General features: G+C 70.4%; 11 protein-coding genes. 5 read left to right on the plus strand and 6 right to left on the minus strand.

Annotated features, from left to right (window positions below; translation table 11 throughout):
• Positions 1 to 15 precede the first annotated feature (15 nt).
• Positions 16 to 1719 (minus strand): ribulokinase, encoded by a 1704-nt coding sequence (araB, locus tag ACFY3D_RS02970; protein ID WP_389769455.1) that lies wholly within the window; start codon positions 1717 to 1719, stop codon positions 16 to 18.
• Between the two features lie 170 nt (positions 1720 to 1889).
• Entirely contained in the window at positions 1890 to 2879 is a 990-nt protein-coding gene (locus ACFY3D_RS02975) for a LacI family DNA-binding transcriptional regulator (RefSeq protein ID WP_350944824.1), read from the minus strand.
• 688 nt (positions 2880 to 3567) lie between these two features.
• Here ACFY3D_RS02975 and chvE point away from each other — a divergent pair.
• From chvE to ACFY3D_RS02995, 4 genes are all read left to right on the plus strand, one after another.
• On the plus strand, positions 3568 to 4701 hold the full coding sequence (gene chvE, locus ACFY3D_RS02980) for a multiple monosaccharide ABC transporter substrate-binding protein (RefSeq protein WP_362902592.1): 1134 nt from the start codon (positions 3568 to 3570) through the stop codon (positions 4699 to 4701).
• 100 nt (positions 4702 to 4801) lie between these two features.
• Positions 4802 to 6331: a multiple monosaccharide ABC transporter ATP-binding protein gene (gene mmsA / locus ACFY3D_RS02985; protein WP_350944271.1), complete on the plus strand. Its 1530-nt coding sequence runs from the start codon at positions 4802 to 4804 to the stop codon at positions 6329 to 6331.
• An 8-nt stretch (positions 6332 to 6339) separates the two neighbouring features.
• Complete coding sequence (mmsB, locus tag ACFY3D_RS02990) at positions 6340 to 7623, plus strand: multiple monosaccharide ABC transporter permease (RefSeq protein WP_389974067.1); 1284 nt, start codon at positions 6340 to 6342, stop codon at positions 7621 to 7623.
• Between the two features lie 151 nt (positions 7624 to 7774).
• Positions 7775 to 8812, plus strand: a complete 1038-nt coding sequence (locus tag ACFY3D_RS02995) for a TerC family protein (RefSeq protein WP_389974070.1) — start codon at positions 7775 to 7777, stop codon at positions 8810 to 8812.
• Between the two features lie 84 nt (positions 8813 to 8896).
• Here ACFY3D_RS02995 and ACFY3D_RS03000 read toward each other — a convergent pair whose 3' ends face one another.
• The 4 genes from ACFY3D_RS03000 to ACFY3D_RS03015 all read right to left on the minus strand — a co-directional run bounded on the left by ACFY3D_RS03000 (position 8897) and on the right by ACFY3D_RS03015 (position 13031).
• Complete coding sequence (locus ACFY3D_RS03000) at positions 8897 to 9625, minus strand: maleylpyruvate isomerase family mycothiol-dependent enzyme (RefSeq protein WP_389974072.1); 729 nt, start codon at positions 9623 to 9625, stop codon at positions 8897 to 8899.
• 224 nt (positions 9626 to 9849) lie between these two features.
• A complete protein-coding gene (locus tag ACFY3D_RS03005) occupies positions 9850 to 11478 on the minus strand; it encodes a serine/threonine-protein kinase (RefSeq protein ID WP_389974075.1) in 1629 nt (542 codons plus the stop codon).
• A 322-nt stretch (positions 11479 to 11800) separates the two neighbouring features.
• Entirely contained in the window at positions 11801 to 12370 is a 570-nt protein-coding gene (locus ACFY3D_RS03010) for a dihydrofolate reductase family protein (RefSeq protein WP_350944279.1), read from the minus strand.
• A gap of 73 nt (positions 12371 to 12443) precedes the next feature.
• Positions 12444 to 13031 (minus strand): NADPH-dependent FMN reductase, encoded by a 588-nt coding sequence (locus ACFY3D_RS03015; protein WP_389974078.1) that lies wholly within the window; start codon positions 13029 to 13031, stop codon positions 12444 to 12446.
• A gap of 162 nt (positions 13032 to 13193) precedes the next feature.
• On the opposite strand from ACFY3D_RS03015, the gene ACFY3D_RS03020 reads away from it, so the two are divergent.
• On the plus strand, positions 13194 to 16613 hold the full coding sequence (locus tag ACFY3D_RS03020; RefSeq protein ID WP_389974081.1) for a BTAD domain-containing putative transcriptional regulator: 3420 nt from the start codon (positions 13194 to 13196) through the stop codon (positions 16611 to 16613).
• Positions 16614 to 16647 lie beyond the last annotated feature (34 nt).

The following is a 16647-nucleotide window of genomic DNA, read 5'->3' on the forward strand; positions in this document are numbered from 1 at the left end:
GTTCCTCGCGCCCGGTCACGCGTCCTCCTCGTTCGTCGACGTGTTCTTCTCGTTCTCGCCGGCCGGTGTGCTCGCCTCGTAGCGCAGGGCCCGCAGGCCGTGCAGCATCTTCCCGTCGGCGAAGTGGTCGTGCAGGCGGCGGTACTCGGCGTACAGACGGTCGTAGGCGTCCGCGCGACCGGCGTCGGGGATGTAGGCGGCCTCGGCCCGGCTGCCCATCACGGCCGAGGCGGAGGTGATGTCGGGGTAGGCCCCGGCGGCGACCGCCGCGTGGATGGCGGACCCCAGGGCACAGCCCTGTTCGGAGCCGATCAGCGAGATCGGGCGGCGCAGCACGTCGGCGTAGACCTGCATCAGGAAGCGGTTCTTGATCAGGCCCCCCGCGGCGACGAACTCGGTCACCGGCACCCCGGAGCTCTCGAAGGTCTCCACGATCGTGCGGGCGCCGAACGCGGTGGCCTCGATCAGTGCCCGGTAGGTGTCCTCGGGTTTCGTGGCGAGCGTCTGGCCCACCACCACGGCGGAGAGGTTGTGGTCGACCAGCACCGAGCGGTTGCCGTTGTGCCAGTCGAGCGCCACCAGGCCGTGCTGTCCCACCCGCTGCGCCGCGGCCAGCTCGGTGAGGAGGTCGTGCACGCTGAGGCCGCGCTGTTCCGCCTCACGCTCGTAGGAGCCGGGCACCGAGGTCTCGACGAACCACCCGAAGATGTCGCCGACACCCGACTGGCCCGCCTCGTACCCCCACAGTCCGGGCACGATGCCGTCGCGGACCACTCCGCACATGCCCGGCACCTCGGCGAGCGCGTCGGAGGACATGACGTGGCAGGTGGAGGTGCCCATGATGGCCACCATCTGGCCGGGCCGCACGGCGTCGGCGGCGGCGGCCGTGACGTGCGCGTCGACGTTGCCGATCGAGATCGCGATGCCCTCGGGCAGCTTCGTCCACCCGGCGGCGCGGGCGTCCAGCCGTCCGGCGAGCCCCCCGAGGGGGGCCGGGTTCTGGCCGAGCTTGGCGGTGAAACCGGTGAAGCCGGGGTTGAGCTCGGCGAGGAACTCCTCGGACGGGTAGGCCCCGTCCTGGTAGACGGCCTTGTACCCGGCGGTGCACACGTTGCGCGTCTCCACGCCGGTGAGCTGCCAGACGATCCAGTCGGCGGCCTCGATCCAGCGCTCCGCGCGGGCGTAGATCTCCGGGTCCTCCTCCAGCACCTGCAGACCCTTGGCGAACGCCCACTCCGAGGAGATCTTCCCGCCGTAGCGGGGCAGCCACGCCTCCCCCCTGCGGGCGGCGACGGCGTTGATCCGGTCGGCGTGCGACTGCGCCGAGTGGTGCTTCCACAGCTTCGGCCACGCGTGGGGGCGGGAGGCGAACCCGTCGATCTCGCACAGCGGGGTGCCCTCGGCGGTGGCGGGAAGTATGGTGCAGGCCGTGAAGTCGGTCCCGAGGCCGATGACCTGCGACGGGGCGATCCCGGCCGCCGCCACCGCCTTGGGCACCGCCTGGCGGAGCACCTCCCGCCAGTCCTCCGGCGACTGCAGCGCCCAGTCGGGGCCCAGGCGTACGGCGGTGTCCGGCAGCCGCTCCTCGATCACCCGGTGGGCGTACTCGTGCACGGCGGTGCCCATCTCGGCGCCGTCGCTCACCCGTACCACCACGGCGCGGCCCGACAGTGTGCCGAAGTCGACACCGACCACGTAACGGTCGTTGTTAGCGTTCACATTCTCTCCAGGACATCAGGACGGCGGGACCTCGCTCGGGGGGGGTTCTCAGGTACGGGGACCGCACCGGATCCACGGGGCTCAGGCGTGGCGGGGCGGGCCGAGGCGCCGCGGATCCGGGCGCGGAACCACGCCCGGGTGCGGCCACCGGTGCGAAACGATACGCGGTCCTAGGCGCGGAACGGCGCGGTGCTGGTCCTCGCCACGAACCGTGGCGGGACGACATGTCGCTCTTGGGACCATTCCGCTCCCGCCTCCATCTGCCTGAGCAGGACCTCGATGCTGTATTTACCGACCGCCCCGAAGTCCTGCCTGATCGTGGTGAGCGGCGGAGTGAAGAACTCCGACTCGGGGATGTCGTCGAACCCCACGACGCTGATCTGCTCGGGGACTCGCACACCCAGCTCGGCGAAGGCCCGCAGCATCCCGAGCGCCATCTGGTCGTTGGCGACGAACACGGCGGTGACGCCGGGTGTCCCCGCCAGGCGCAGCCCGGCCTCGTAGCCGGAGCGCGGGCTCCAGTCTCCGGACAGCAACTCGGGGGCCGTGCGGCCCGCGGCGCTCAGCACCTCGCGCCAGCCCTCGATCCGCCCGTCGGCCTCCAGCCAGTCCGAGGGGCCGGCGATGTGCCACACGGTCTCGTGGCCGAGGTCGAGCAGGTGCCGGGTGGCCAGGCGGGCGCCCTCGATCTGGTCGACGCTCACCACCGACACGTCGCCGGTGTGGCTGCCCTCGACGGCCACGACGGGGATGTCGGTGGGGGCGCCGGCCAGCGCGGGGGCCGCCGAGCGCTGGGGCGCGACCACCACGATGCCGTCGACGGCCTGCTCGGCCAGATAGCCGAGCGCGTCGCGCACACCCGCGGTGTCGATGGTCTTGAGGCTGACCATGCTGACGAAGTAACCTGCCGCCCTGGCCGCCTGTTCGATGCCGTAGACCGTGCTCGCGGGCCCGTAGAGGGTCGTGTCGAAACTGACCACGCCCAGGGTACGCGTGTGCCTGGTGACCAGGGCCCGGGCGACCATGTTGCGCCGGTAGCCGAGCTCACGGATCGCCGCCAGGACCCGCTCGCGGGTCTCGGCGCGGACGTTGGGGTGGTCGTTGAGCACGCGCGAGACCGTCTGGTGCGACACACCGGCCCTCGTGGCGACGTCCGCCATCACGGGCGGACGGCGTTCGAGGCTCGGACTCACTTGGTCGGCTCCTTCATGGTGGCTTGGGACAGACTGTGAGCGCTAACAACACCCCGCGTCAAGCACCCGTGAGATTACATTCTGATTACTCGGAGATCATCCGTTAACACCTACTTGACGTTGCCGTCATGACGCCCTTAACTGGCGCATACCTTGTTGTTAACGCTCACATCTCCTGCGAGAAGGACTCCATGACGCGAGGACTCCTGACCGCCCGGGGGTTGACAGTCGGCCGACCCGGGCATTTGATTGCTCGTCACACAGCCGAAGGGACCATCCGGTGGCCTCATGCCGCGGATGTGAGCGCTCACAACAGCGCTTACGCCGGTACTGACGGCAGTACTTACGACGGTGCTCATCACGACGCTTACCACGATGCTCATGACGGTGTCCGCGGCGACGCCCACGGACACGTTCACGAACACTTTCACCGACGCCGGAGCGGGCCGGTTCCCGACCGGCTCCGGTGTCGCCGTGGACCCGATTCGGACACAACACGCCCCGGCGGCACGCCGGAATCCGGGGCGTGCCGCCACGGCACCCGCTACTCCCGGGACGCACCGCGCCTCGCTGTGCCCCATCGGCCAAATCGGCCCAACCGTGTCCCCGGCTCACCCCGGACCGTAGGCACGGAACCCCACCCTGGAGGTAATCGATGAAGTTCGGGAAGCTGGCCACCGCCGCGGTGAGCCTGGCTCTCGCCATGGGAGTGACGGCCTGTGGCTCCAGCGTCAAGACCGTCGACGAGGGAGCGTCGGGAGCCTCCGCGGCGCCCGCCGAGACCCTCGTCGGCGTCACCATGCCCACCAAGTCCTCCGAGCGCTGGATCCACGACGGCGACAACGTCAAGGGCGCCCTGGAGAAGCTGGGCTACAAGGTCGACCTGCAGTACGCGGAGAACGACATTCCCACCCAGGTCAACCAGATCGAGAACCAGATCACCAGGGGCGCCAAGCTGCTGATCATCGCCTCGATCGACGGCACCGCCATCACCACGCAGCTCCAGCAGGCCGCCGACAAGAAGATCCCGGTCATCGCCTACGACCGGCTCATCCGCAACTCGCCGAACGTCGACTACTACGCCACCTTCGACAACTACAAGGTGGGCGTGCAGCAGGCGACCTCGCTGCTGGTCGGCCTGAAGCTGCAGAAGGAGGACGGCTCCGAGGGCGACGCCAAGGGCCCGTTCAACATCGAGATCTTCGCCGGCTCCCCCGACGACAACAACGCCACCTTCTTCTACAACGGCGCGATGGACACCCTGAAGCCGTACATCGACAAGGGCACCCTCGTCGTCAAGAGCAAGGAGACCGACTTCAAGACCGTCGCGATCCTGCGCTGGGACCCGGCCACCGCGCAGAAGCGCATGGAGGACCTGATCACCAAGGCCTACTCCGGCGACACCAAGGTCCAGGGCGTGCTCTCCCCGTACGACGGCCTGTCCATCGGCATCCTGTCGGCGCTCAAGAGCAGCGGCTACGGCACCTCCGGCCAGCCCTACCCGATCGTGACCGGCCAGGACGCCGAGGTCGCCTCGGTGAAGTCGATCATCGGGGACGAGCAGTACGCGACGATCTACAAGGACACCCGTAAGCTCGCCGCGGTGACCGTCGAGATGGCCGACGCCGTGCTCAAGGGCGGCAAGCCCGAGGTCAACAACACCGAGGACTACGACAACGGCAACAAGGTCGTCCCGTCGAACCTGCTCGAGCCGGTGATCGTCTACAAGGACAACTACAAGCAGGTCCTCGTCGACTCCGGCTACTACACCGAGGACCAGCTCAAGTAAGCGGTGCCGGTGTCATGACGGATGGCACCCGGCCGGCGGCGCTCCACCCGCCGCCGGCCGGGCGCACACGGAGCGGGAAGGCAGTACGGAGGCGGACGGCATGACCGACGACATACTTCGGATGCGGGGGATCACCAAGACGTTCCCGGGCGTCAAAGCCCTGCAGGACGTCAACCTGGTGGTACGCAGAGGCGAGATACACGCGATCTGCGGGGAGAACGGCGCCGGCAAGTCGACGCTGATGAAGGTGCTGTCCGGCGTGTACCCGCACGGCTCGTACGAGGGCGAGATCCTCTTCGACGGCGAGCCGTGCCGCTTCTCCGACATCAGGGACAGCGAGAAGCGCGGCATCGTGATCATTCACCAGGAGCTCGCGCTCAGCCCCTACCTCTCGATCGCCGAGAACATCTTCCTCGGCAACGAGCGGACCACCCGCGGCCTGATCGACTGGAACCGGACGAACGCCGAGGCCGCCGAGCTGCTGGAGCGGGTCGGGCTGCGGGAGAACCCGGTGACGCTCTCGATGGACATCGGCGTCGGCAAGCAGCAGCTGGTGGAGATCGCCAAGGCGCTGTCCAAGCGGGTCAGGCTGCTCATCCTCGACGAGCCGACCGCCTCGCTCAACGACGAGGACTCCGCGCACCTGCTCGACCTGCTGCGCGGGCTGCGCGACGAGGGCATCACCTCGGTGATCATCTCGCACAAGCTGAACGAGATCCAGGCGATCGCCGACTCGACCACGATCCTGCGCGACGGCCGGACGATCGAGACCCTGGACATGAAGAACGACCGGGTCACCGAGGACCGCATCATCTCGGGCATGGTCGGCCGCGACCTGGAGCACCGCTTCCCGCCGCACGAGCCGAAGATCGGCGAGGAGGCGCTGCGGATCGAGGACTGGACGGTTCACAGCCCCAGCCAGCACGGCCGCGTCGTCGTCTCCGGCGCGAGCCTCACGCTGCGCCGCGGCGAGATCGTCGGCCTCGCCGGGCTGATGGGCGCCGGGCGCACCGAGCTCGCGATGAGCGTGTTCGGCCGCAGCTACGGGGTCGACATCTCCGGCCGCGTCTACAAGAACGGGCGGGAGATCCAGCTCCGCACGGTCGGCGAGGCGATCGGCCACGGGCTCGCGTACGCCACCGAGGACCGCAAGCGGTACGGGCTCAACCTGATCGAGGACATCAAGCGGAACGTCTCGGCCGCGGCGCTGGGGAAGCTGGCGAAACGCGGCTGGGTCGACGACAACAAGGAGTACCAGGTCGCCGACGGCTTCCGGGAGAGCATGAACATCAAGGCTCCCAGCGTGCTGTCGGTCACCGGCAAGCTCAGCGGCGGCAACCAGCAGAAGGTGGTGCTGTCAAAATGGATCTTCACCGACGCCGACGTGCTCATCCTCGACGAGCCCACCCGGGGCATCGACGTGGGTGCCAAGTACGAGATCTACTCGATCATCAACCAGCTCGCCGACCAGGGAAAAGCCATCCTGGTCATCTCCTCGGAGCTTCCCGAGCTGCTCGGCGTCTGCGACCGCATCTACGCCATGTCGGCCGGTCGCATCACCGGTGAGGTCTCGCGGGCGGAGGCCACCCCTGAGCGGCTCATGCAGTTCATGACCAAGGAAAAGGATTAGGGAGCACGATGAGCAGCGGCCAGGTCCCGGCGCACGGAGTCGCCGAACCCGTAGGAAAGACCGGAGCACCACCACCGGACGGCGACCTGTTGTCGGTGCCCGCGAAGGCACCCGGCAGCCGTTTCTCGATGAACCTGCGGCAGAGCGGCATCTACATCGCCTTCGCGCTGATCATCCTGCTGTTCTCCATCCTGACCGACGGTGAGCTGCTCAGCCCGCAGAACATCTCGAACATCATGGTGCAGAACTCCTACGTTCTCATCCTCGCGATCGGCATGATCCTGATCATCATCGCCGGGCACATCGATCTGTCCGTGGGTTCCGTGGTGGGGCTCACCGGCGCCATCGCGGCCGTGCTGATGGTCGACATGGACGTGGCGTGGCCGCTCGCGATCCTCATCACGCTGATCGCCGGCGCGCTGATCGGGGCCTGGCAGGGCTACTGGATCGCCTACTTCGGCATCCCGGCGTTCATCGTCACCCTCGCCGGAATGCTGATCTTCAGGGCACTCACCCTCACCGTGCTCGGCAACCAGGGCATCGGCCCCTTCCCCGACGAGGTACGGACCCTCGCCAACGGCTTCGTGCCCGGCTTCTTCGGCAACATCGGCCTCGGCCCGCTCGGCGGCGCCGACCTGCTCACGCTGCTCGTCGGCCTGGCCGCGGTGGCCGGGATCGCCGGTACGCAGTGGCGTGCCCGCCAGGCTCGGCTGGGCTACCGGCAGAAGGTCGACGCGCTGCCCCTGTTCCTCCTGAAGATCGGCGCCGCCTCCGTGGTGGTGATGGTCGTGATCGTGCAGCTGGCCAGGTTCAAGAACCTGCCCTGGGTGCTGGTGCTCCTCGCGCTCCTCGTCCTGGGCTACACGCTCCTGACCAACCGCGCCGTCTTCGGCCGCCACATCTACGCCATCGGCGGCAACCTGAACGCGGCGAGCCTGTCGGGCATCAAGGTCAAGTCCGTCACCTTCTGGATCTTCGTCAACATGGGCGTGCTCGCCGCGCTCGCCGGCATCATCTTCGCCGGCCGCCTGAACCAGGCGGGCCCGACGGCGGGCAACGGCTTCGAGCTGGACGCCATCGCCGCCGCGTTCATCGGCGGGGCCGCCGTCCAGGGCGGCGTGGGCAAGGTCGTCGGCGCGCTCACCGGCGGTCTCATCATGGCCGTGATCAACAACGGCATGTCCCTCATCGGCGCGCCCAGCGAGCGGGTGATGCTCTTCAAGGGCCTGGTCCTGCTCGCCGCGGTCGCCCTCGACGTGTGGACCAAGCGCCGCGCGGGCGCGGGCCGCTGACCCGGCCACCGTCCCCTCCCCTCTCCCCCGATACGGCCTCGGCCCGCCGGACACCCCGGCGGGCCGAGGCCGTATCGGCCGATGATCACCGGGTGTGGAGGTCCCCGCCCTGGGTAAGGCGAATGATCTCGACCGGTAAAAGGGGACAGCGATGGCGATCGACTCGTTGGGCATGTGGATCGCGGTCATCGCAGTGGTGGTGGCGCTGCTCACCCTCGACTTCGTGGTGGCGGCACGCCGGCCGCACGTCGTGGGCATGCGCGAGGCGGCCGCCTGGACGATCTTCTACATTGGCGTCGCCATCGCCTTCGGCCTGGTACTGCTGTGGCTGGCCGGGGCGGGACTCGCGACGGAGTACTTCGCCGGATGGATCGTCGAGAAGAGCCTCTCCGTCGACAACCTCTTCGTCTTCGTCATCATCATGGCGCGGTTCTCGGTGCCCGAGGAACACCAGCAGAAGGTGCTGCTCTTCGGCATCGCCACCGCGCTGGTGCTGCGGGCCATCCTCATCGCGGTCGGCGCGGCGGCCATCTCCCTCTTCTCCTTCACGTTCCTCATCTTCGGCCTGCTCCTGATCTGGACGGCGATCCAGCTCGTACGGCACCGCGACCAGGACCCCGACGTCGAGAACAACCCGCTGATCCGCCACGCGGGCAAGGTGCTGCCGGTCAGCGACGACATGCACGGCGGCAGGCTCGTCGCCCGCGAGAACGGCAGGCGGGTGGTCACGCCGCTGTTCCTGGTCTTCCTCGCCATCGGAAGCACCGACCTGCTGTTCGCGCTCGACTCCATTCCCGCCGTCTTCGGCGTCACCCGGCATCCGCTCATCGTCTTCGCCGCCAACGCCTTCGCGCTGCTGGGGCTGCGTGCCCTGTACTTCCTGATCGAAGGGCTGCTGGAGCGCCTCGTCTACCTGTCGATCGGCCTCGCGGTCATCCTCGGCTTCATCGGCCTCAAGCTCATCCTGTCGTTCCTGCACGAGGACATCTCGAAGTCCTTCCCCGAGGTCCCGACCCCGGTCTCCCTCGGAGTGATCTTCCTGGTGCTGCTCGTCACCGTCGTCGCCAGCCTGCGCAGGGTGCGCGCGCACCCGGAGGAGCGCGCCCACGCGGGCACCCTGCACCGGATGCGCCGCAAGGACAGAACCAACAAGGGCAGCGAGGGCGGCGAGGGCAGGACCGACGACTGAGGTCCCGGCCGCGGATCACCGACCGGACGGACGCTCCGGAAAGCGCCCGGAACCGAGGAGCGCCGGAAAGCACAGCGGAAAAGCTCAGGCCAGACAGCGCAGGGCGGCCCTGAGCCTGCGGTCGAGAGGATGGTCGACGGGGTGGCCGTCCGGCAGGCGCCCGACGGTCGCCGCCACGAACGCCGCGGGCGCCAGTTGCGCGCTCGCGTCGTAGGCGTGCACCCAGATCCCGTCGGCGGTCAGCTCGACCTCGACCTTCGCCCCCTGCTCCGCGAGCGCGAACGCGCCCACCCTCACCCGCCACCAGACCCGCTCGTCCTCCTCGCCCTCCGCCACGGGCGCGCCGACGTCGTCGGCGTGGGTGGCGTACTCCGAGTCGTAGTGGAAGGTCTGCGACCCCACCGGGTACGGCCCCGCGAGGGTCGGCAGCAGGGCGTCACGGCCGAGTTCGCGCATCCGCTCGCGCGTCTCCCCGTTCTCGCGCCGCCACTCCTGGAGCACCTCCTCGACCGGAACGTCACGGCGGCGCTCCACGCACCAGGCGTTGAAGGCGTCGAAGCCGCCCTCCACCCCCTCGCTCCCGAGCATCGCGGCGAACCCGTCGATGTCGTCGTCCAGACAGGCGTGGTTGTACAGCTCCTCCCCCGCCAGGTGCCCGAGCACGTCGCGCACCGACCAGCCCGGCAGCCGTGAGGGGCGTTGCCAGTCCTCCGCGTCGAGCCCGGAGAAGAAACGGTCGAGGCGACGGGCCTCGGTGTCGAATATGTCGAACGGGTTGAGATCCGCCAGCGGATCCTTCGATTCAGCGGTCATACCTCAGCGGTACCCGGAAACGACGGACATCCCCGTGCTCCCTGCACCTGTAGGTATTCAAGATCACAAGGTTTCGCCCGCGCCGGTCTTTCCCGTCGGCGAACCGTCGTCACGGCACCCGGCCGGACAGTGGCGCACCGGTCCGGCAGCCGGTAGCGCCGGAGACCGTCTCACCCGGACACGGGAAGGAGCGGCCGAGGCGATCTCGACCACGTACCGGCTGCCTAGTCCTCGTTCTCGTGGTCGTCATCGTTCTCGTCGTCATTGTCGCCGCCGCGATGACGTGGCCCCGGCTCCCGGCCCTCCTGGAAGGCGAACCCGGATTTGCGCAGGAAGTCGTAGAGCGGTCCGTCGGAGGCGAGCCTGCCCTTCCTGCGCGCCTCGGACAGGTCCCGGCCGAACTTGCGCAGTTCGTCGCGCGCCTTACGCTCATCGCCCTTCCACAGGGCCTCGCCCGCTTTGGTGACCCTCTTACGGATCTCGCGGGCCGTCCTGGGGTCGATCTTCCCCTGGAGCTCCTGTTCGGTGATCGCCCGGTGGAGGATCGGCAGCTGCACCTGCCATCCGGTCCCCGCCGGCGGTGACAGGACCGGATCCGGGGACGGCGCCGCCGCGCTCCGCGAGACGGACGGCGACGGTGTGGGGGTGGGTGACGGCGACGCGGGCGGCGTGGGCTGCTCGGGAGAGGGCGTCTCGGACGGCACTCCGGCCGTGCTCGCCTGCCCGGTCGGCTCCGACGGCGTCAGCGCCCAGACGGTCGCCGCCACCAGCACGGCCACCGCGCCCAGGGCGATCGCGAGGGTCCGCCCGGACAGCCGCCCCCGCGTGAGCGCGGAGATGCCACCGGACACGGGCACCGGCCCGGAGACCGGCGGCCCCGGCGTGACCTTCGTCGGCGCGGGCGCCTGCATCGGTGGCGGTGTCCCGATGTCGTACGTGGCCGTCGGTGCCGTCGGTGCCGTCGGTGCCGTCGGTGCCGTCGGTGCCGCGGGGACCGGGGAGACGCTGTCGCGGACGGCTGACGTGTGGTGGGCCGTCGCGGTGACCTGGCGGATCACCTCTCCCCCGGTCGGCCGCGCGGCGGGATCCTTCTCCAGCAGGGCCATGACCAGCCCCTCAAGCTCCGGCGGGACATCGGGCCGGTAGCGCCTGAGCGGATCCGGCCGGTCGCGGACGTGCTGGGAGATCACCTCCGCGTCGGGGCCGACGAACGGGGGCCGTCCGCACAGCAGCTCGTAACAGACGCAGCCGAGCGCGTACAGGTCGGAGGCCGTGTTCCCCGGCGTGCCGAGGATCTGCTCGGGAGACAGGTAGGCGGCCGTGCCGATGACGCTTCCCGCCGAGGTCAGCCGCATCGCGGCCTCGCTCGCGACCCTGGCGGTGCCGAAGTCGACGACCTTGAGCACGCCCCCCGTGCCCAGGTGCAGGTTCGCGGGTTTGACGTCGCGGTGCACGACCCCGGCCCGGTGCGCGGCGTCCAGCCCGAGCGCGGCCTGCCTGACCAGGTGGCACGTCTCGGACACGCTCAGCGGTCCCCGCTCGGCCAGCTCGGCGGCGAGATCCCGGCCGGTCAGCGACTCCATCACCAGGTACGGCCGACCCTCGTGCTCACCCATGTCGAGCACCGTCACCACGTTGGGATGGACGACGCGCGCGGCGGTCCTCGCCTCCCCGGCGAACCTCTCACGCACCGCGGCGTCGGCGACCTGCGGCGACAGGATCTTGATCGCCACCGCCCAGCCGGGGCGCAGGTCGTACCCGCGCCAGACCTCGCCCGTACCGCCACGGCCGATCAGCTCGTCCAGCCGGTACCGCCCGGCGAGCACGGCCCCCGCCCCCTCCTGAACGCTCACGATCCTCGCCATCGATTCCGAGCCCGACAATTGGCACCCAACTATATGAGGGGACTTCTCCGACTTATGGATCTACGTCCTAAATCCCGCGACGAACCGAGGCTTCTCGTCCCGTCGAATCTCATCGGCTCGTGGGCGATCCCGGCCTGCGGCGCCCTCCCCGGAGAAGGGTCTCCGCTGCTCGGCGGCGGCGCGGGACGGGGCCCGTGGCCGGCCTCCGGTGATCCGGGCGGCACCGGAAACGAACCGGAGAACGCGGGAAAACCCAGAAGTCCCGGAGACGGCGTGCGCCTCCGGGACTCCTGGACTCCGGCCGTGTCGCTCAGCCCGCGTTCGCCGGGCCTTCCGCCGCGTTCACCGGGCGGTAGGCGAGGGCGACAAGACCGGTGTCGAACGTCGTGCTGTCGACGAGTTCCAGGGTCGCCGTGACGTCCTCCCCCCGGAACAGCCGCTGCCCCTTGCCGAGGATGACCGGCGAGACCAGGAGCCGGTACTCGTCGAGCAGGCCGTTCTCCATGAGCGCGTCGGTGAGCCGGCCACAGCCCCAGATCATGATGTTCCCGCCGGGCCGCTTCTTCAGTTCGGTCACCGTGGGGACGAGGTCGTCGCCGTGGACGATGGTCGAGTTCGCCCACTCGGCCTTCTCCAGGGTCGAGGAGACCACGTACTTCTCGGTGCCGTTCACGTGGTCGGCGTAGGGGTTGCTCATACCGGGCCATGCCTGGGCCATGCCCACGTAGGTGACCCGCCCCAGCAGCAGGGTGTCGCAGCCGAGCGTGAGGTTCAGGGCGTACGCCATCGACTCCTCGTTCGAGTACGGCATGGACCACAGGTGGGGGTTGTCGATGTAGCCGTCGACCGTGGTGTGGGTCATGGCAATGATCTTCCGCATGATTCTCTCCGTGTCGTTCGCGCTGGATGAAGCCCGTTGGAGCCGGGCTGGACGAGGTCGGATGTGAGGACGGTCAGGGGACGTACGGGCTCCTGGCTCGGGCGTCGCGCAGCGCGCGGGCCCACCAGGTCAGCCGGTCGAGCGTGCTCTTCGCCGCGCTGTTGCACTCCGCGCCGGCCCTCGGCCAGGTGCCGTCGGTCGCGAAGAGGTCCCAGTAGCGGGGAAGGATGACGGCGTCGCGGATGGCGACGGCGTGCAGTTCGGTGAAGACCTGACGGAGCTGGTCGACCGCGTGCAGGCCACCGGAGTCCCTGCCGTAGGCGACGAAGGCGACGGGCTTGGCCTGCCACTCCTCGTAGTACCAGTCGATCGCGGTCTTCAGCGGAGCGGGGAAACTCCGGTTGTACTCGGGGGTGACCACGACGAAGGCGTCGGCGGCGGCGAGCCTCGGCGCCAGAGCGGCCACCTCCGCGGGTGCGGGCTCCTCCTGGTCGGTGAGGGTCTGCGGCAGACCGGTCTCGGCCAGGTCGATCAGGTCGACGTCCAGGTCTCCGCGCCTGCGGGCCCGGGAGGTGAACCAGTCCGCCACGGTGGGCCCGAACCGGCCGTCGCGGGTGCTCCCGACGATGACCGCCAGTCGCAGCCTGCCCTCCTCCGGCATCTCCGTACCTCCCTCGTGTCCCGCTCCGTTCGATGTGCCCTCAGCATGTCCGCCCCCCTTTACGGAAAAGCTCCCGCCGCTTTACGGCCGATCCGGGGAGCACGGGAATCCGCCGTAAGACGAGTGGTAAAGCGATGAGCACCCGGGGTTATCGTGGCCTTCATGCGTTTTGGGGTGCTCGGGCCGCTCGCCGTGTGGACGACCGCCGGTGAGCCGGTGGCGATACCCGGGCTGAAGGTCCGGACCCTGCTCGCCGACCTCCTCGCGCACGAGGGACGCCCGGTGCCCGCCGACCGGCTGGTCGACGACCTGTGGGGCGACGATCCGCCGGGCAACCCGACCGGCGCCCTCTCGGCCAAGGTCTCGCAGCTGCGCAGGGTGCTGGAGGACGCCGAACCCGGCTGCCGGGATCTGGTCGTCCGTCATCCTGCGGGCTACGTGCTGAGGGCCGAGACCGACGTGGCCGATTTCCTGCGCCTGCTCGACGAGGCGGCCCTCGCGGGGGATCCACGGGTCAGGGCGGCGCTGCTGGCCGACGCGCTGGCGTCGTGGCGCGGCCCCGCGTTCGCCGACTTCGGTGACGAGCCGTTCGCGCGCCCCGCGATCACGAGGCTGCTGGAACGGTGGCTCACCGCGCAGGAGGAGCACGCGGAGACACGGCTGGAGCTGGGCGAGCACGTCCGGCTCGCGGGAGAGCTCGGCGACCTGCTCGCCGCCCATCCGTTCAGGGAGCGGCTGCGCGCCGCGCACATGCGTGCCCTGTACCGCTCAGGGCGGCAGAGCGAGGCGCTGGACAGCTACGAGGAGCTGCGGGTCCTGCTCGCCGACGAGCTGGGCCTGGATCCGGGCGCCGACCTGGTCACCCTGCACCGGGCCGTCCTCGCCCAGGACCCGGCGCTCGCCGCGTCCGCCCCTCTCCCCGACAGGCCGGGCACCAATCTCCCCGCGCCGCTCACCGACCTGATCGGCAGGGAGGAGGCCGTCGCCGAGATCCGCACCCTGCTGGAGACGGAACGGCTGGTGACGCTCACCGGCCCCGGCGGCGTGGGCAAGACCCGTCTCGCGGTCGAGACCGCCAGACATCTGACCGCCCCGGGTCCTTCCGGCACCGCGCCCTCCGCCTCCGCCTCCCACGCCCCCGGCACCGCCTCCTCGGTCACCGCCGCTCCCGGAACCGTCGCTCCCGGCAACGCCCCTTCCAGCACCGTCCCCTCCGGCACGGCCCTCTCCGACACCGTCGCTCCCGGCCTCGTACGTGACGGGGTGTGGCTGGTCGAACTCGCCGCGCTCGACCGTCCCGGCGACGAGGACGCGGTCCACCGGCTGGCCGAGACGATCATGACGGTGCTGGACGTCCAGGACGCCGCGGGTGGCGCGGGGCCGGTGCCCGCCGCCGACCGGCTCACCGAGGCGCTGCGCCCCCGGAGGCTGCTGCTGGTGCTGGACAACTGCGAGCACGTCGTCGAGCCGGTCGCCGAGCTGGCCGGATCGCTGCTGCGCGCCGCCCCCGGCCTGCGGATCCTCGCGACCAGCCAGGAGTCGCTCGCCCTGCCCGGCGAGGTGGTCTGGAGCGTCCCACCGCTGGAGGTGCCCGGCCGGGCCTTCGACGACATCCCCGAGCTGGAACGAACCGGGTCCGTGCGGCTGTTCGTGGCACGCGCGTCCGCCGCGGCCAGGGGGTTCGCCCTCGACACGGACACCGCTCCGGCGGTCGCGGCGCTGTGCCGCAGGCTGGACGGCATCCCGCTCGCGCTTGAACTGGCCGCGACGAGGGTCCCTGCCCTCGGGGTGCACGGTCTCGTCGCCCGCCTCGACGACCGGTTCAGGTTGCTGGCCACCGGGCATCGGGGCGTCCCACCGCGCCAGCAGACCCTGACGGCGATGATCGACTGGAGCTGGGAGCTGCTGACCGGGGCCGAGCGCGCCGTCCTGCGCCGCCTCGCCGTCCACGCGGACGGCTGCGACCTGGAGGCCGCCGAGGCCGTCTGCGCGGATGACGACGTCCCCGCCGCGGACGTACTCGACCTGGTGGCACGGCTGGTGAACCGGTCGCTGGTGGTGATGGTGGACGGTGCCGACGGGCCGAGATACCGGCTGCTGGAGTCGGTGGCGGCGTACTGCGTCGAGCGTCTCCAGCGGACCGGGGAGTACGAGCGGGTGCGGCTGCGGCACCTGCGCCACTACACCGACCTGGTCGAACGGGCCGAGCCGCGTCTCTACCGGGCGGACCAGCGGCACTGGCTGCGGCGTCTCGACTCCGACGCCGCGAACCTCCGCGCCGCGCTGAACGCGGCCGTCAGGAACGGCGACGCGGAGGGCGCGCTGCGCCTCGTCGGCGCGATGGGCTGGTACTGGTTCCTGCGCGGCCGGCTGACCGAGGCCCACCGATCCCTGGCGGCAGCGCTCGCCGTCCCCTGCGGATCCCCCGCCGTCTCGTTCGCCGCCCTCCGGGCCAAGGCTCTCACCTGGAAGGCCGTGATCGCGCTCCTCCGAGGTGACGTCGCCGCCGCCGACCGGGAGCGGCTTCGCGGGGCCGCCCTGGAGGCGTACGAGAAGGCGGACGATCCCGGCGGGCGTGCCAGGGCGTGGTGGATCCTCGCCTACGCGGGGGTCGACCTCGGTGACCTGTCCGCCGCCGCGGACCTTCTGGACCGGGCGCTCCCCGCCTTCGAGGCGCTCGGTGACCGCTGGGGAACGGCCGCCGCCCTCGCCCTGCGGGCCAAACTCGCCCACGTACGCGGTGACCTGGACGGGCTCGGACGCGACGGCGAGCGCAGCGCGCGGATCTTCGACGAGCTCGGGGAGCGCTGGGGGCAGCTGGAGTCCGGCGGCTGGCTCGGCGCGCTGGCCGAGATGACCGGCGACCTCGACCGGGCCGAACGGCTGCAGCGTGACGGCATGCGCCTCGCCGAGGAGCTCGGGCTGTGGACGGAGCTCGCCGGGCGGCTGGGCTGGCTGGGCTGGATCGCACTGCAGCGCGGCGACTACGCGCGGGCGGCGGAGTGGAGCGAGAGGTCGCTGCGGCTCACCTTGGAGCAGGGTCACCGGGCCGGGCAGACCTTCGCCCGGATGGGTCTCGCCTTCGCCGCGCGCAGGGACGGCCGCCTCGACGTCGCCGAGACCCACCTGCGCGACGTGCTGGACCACACCCCTCCCGACTCCGGGGAGCCGCCGCCCTACCTTCCGATGATCATGACCGAGCTCGGCTTCGTCGCCGAGGGGCGCGGTGACGCGGCGGCGGCCCTCGACATGCACCTGTTCGCCCTCGATCTGATGGCCAGGTTCGACGGGACCAGGGAGATGACGGTCGCCGTGTACGGCCTGGCCGGGGCACTCGCCGTCGCCGGACTCCACGACCGGGCCGCCCGGCTCCTGGGCGCGGGCGCCGCGGCTCTCGCGTCGAGCCCCATGCCCCTCACCTCTGTGGAGAGCGGCGACGTCGACCGGATCACCGCGCGGGTCCGTGACGCGCTGGGCGAGGAGCGCTTCGCCGCGGAACACGAACGCGGCACCGCGCTCACCCCCGAGCAGATCAGGTCCCTCGCCGTCATACCGGAAGGCGCCGCGTCCTCGCCGGCCTGAACCCACGGGCGGCGAAATCAATCTCGTGATGGAT

This window comes from Streptosporangium sp. NPDC000509 (genome assembly GCF_042898365.1).
GTDB lineage: Bacteria > Actinomycetota > Actinomycetes > Streptosporangiales > Streptosporangiaceae > Streptosporangium.

Coding starts and splice junctions, on each gene's coding strand:
- ACFY3D_RS02975 (WP_350944824.1), bottom strand. CDS start 2,879: ATGGCGGACGTCGCCACGAGGGCCGGTGTGTCGCACCAGACGGTCTCG.
- chvE (WP_362902592.1), top strand. CDS start 3,568: ATGAAGTTCGGGAAGCTGGCCACCGCCGCGGTGAGCCTGGCTCTCGCC.
- mmsA (WP_350944271.1), top strand. CDS start 4,802: ATGACCGACGACATACTTCGGATGCGGGGGATCACCAAGACGTTCCCG.
- mmsB (WP_389974067.1), top strand. CDS start 6,340: ATGAGCAGCGGCCAGGTCCCGGCGCACGGAGTCGCCGAACCCGTAGGA.
- ACFY3D_RS02995 (WP_389974070.1), top strand. CDS start 7,775: ATGGCGATCGACTCGTTGGGCATGTGGATCGCGGTCATCGCAGTGGTG.
- ACFY3D_RS03000 (WP_389974072.1), bottom strand. CDS start 9,625: ATGACCGCTGAATCGAAGGATCCGCTGGCGGATCTCAACCCGTTCGAC.
- ACFY3D_RS03010 (WP_350944279.1), bottom strand. CDS start 12,370: ATGCGGAAGATCATTGCCATGACCCACACCACGGTCGACGGCTACATC.
- ACFY3D_RS03015 (WP_389974078.1), bottom strand. CDS start 13,031: ATGCCGGAGGAGGGCAGGCTGCGACTGGCGGTCATCGTCGGGAGCACC.
- ACFY3D_RS03020 (WP_389974081.1), top strand. CDS start 13,194: ATGCGTTTTGGGGTGCTCGGGCCGCTCGCCGTGTGGACGACCGCCGGT.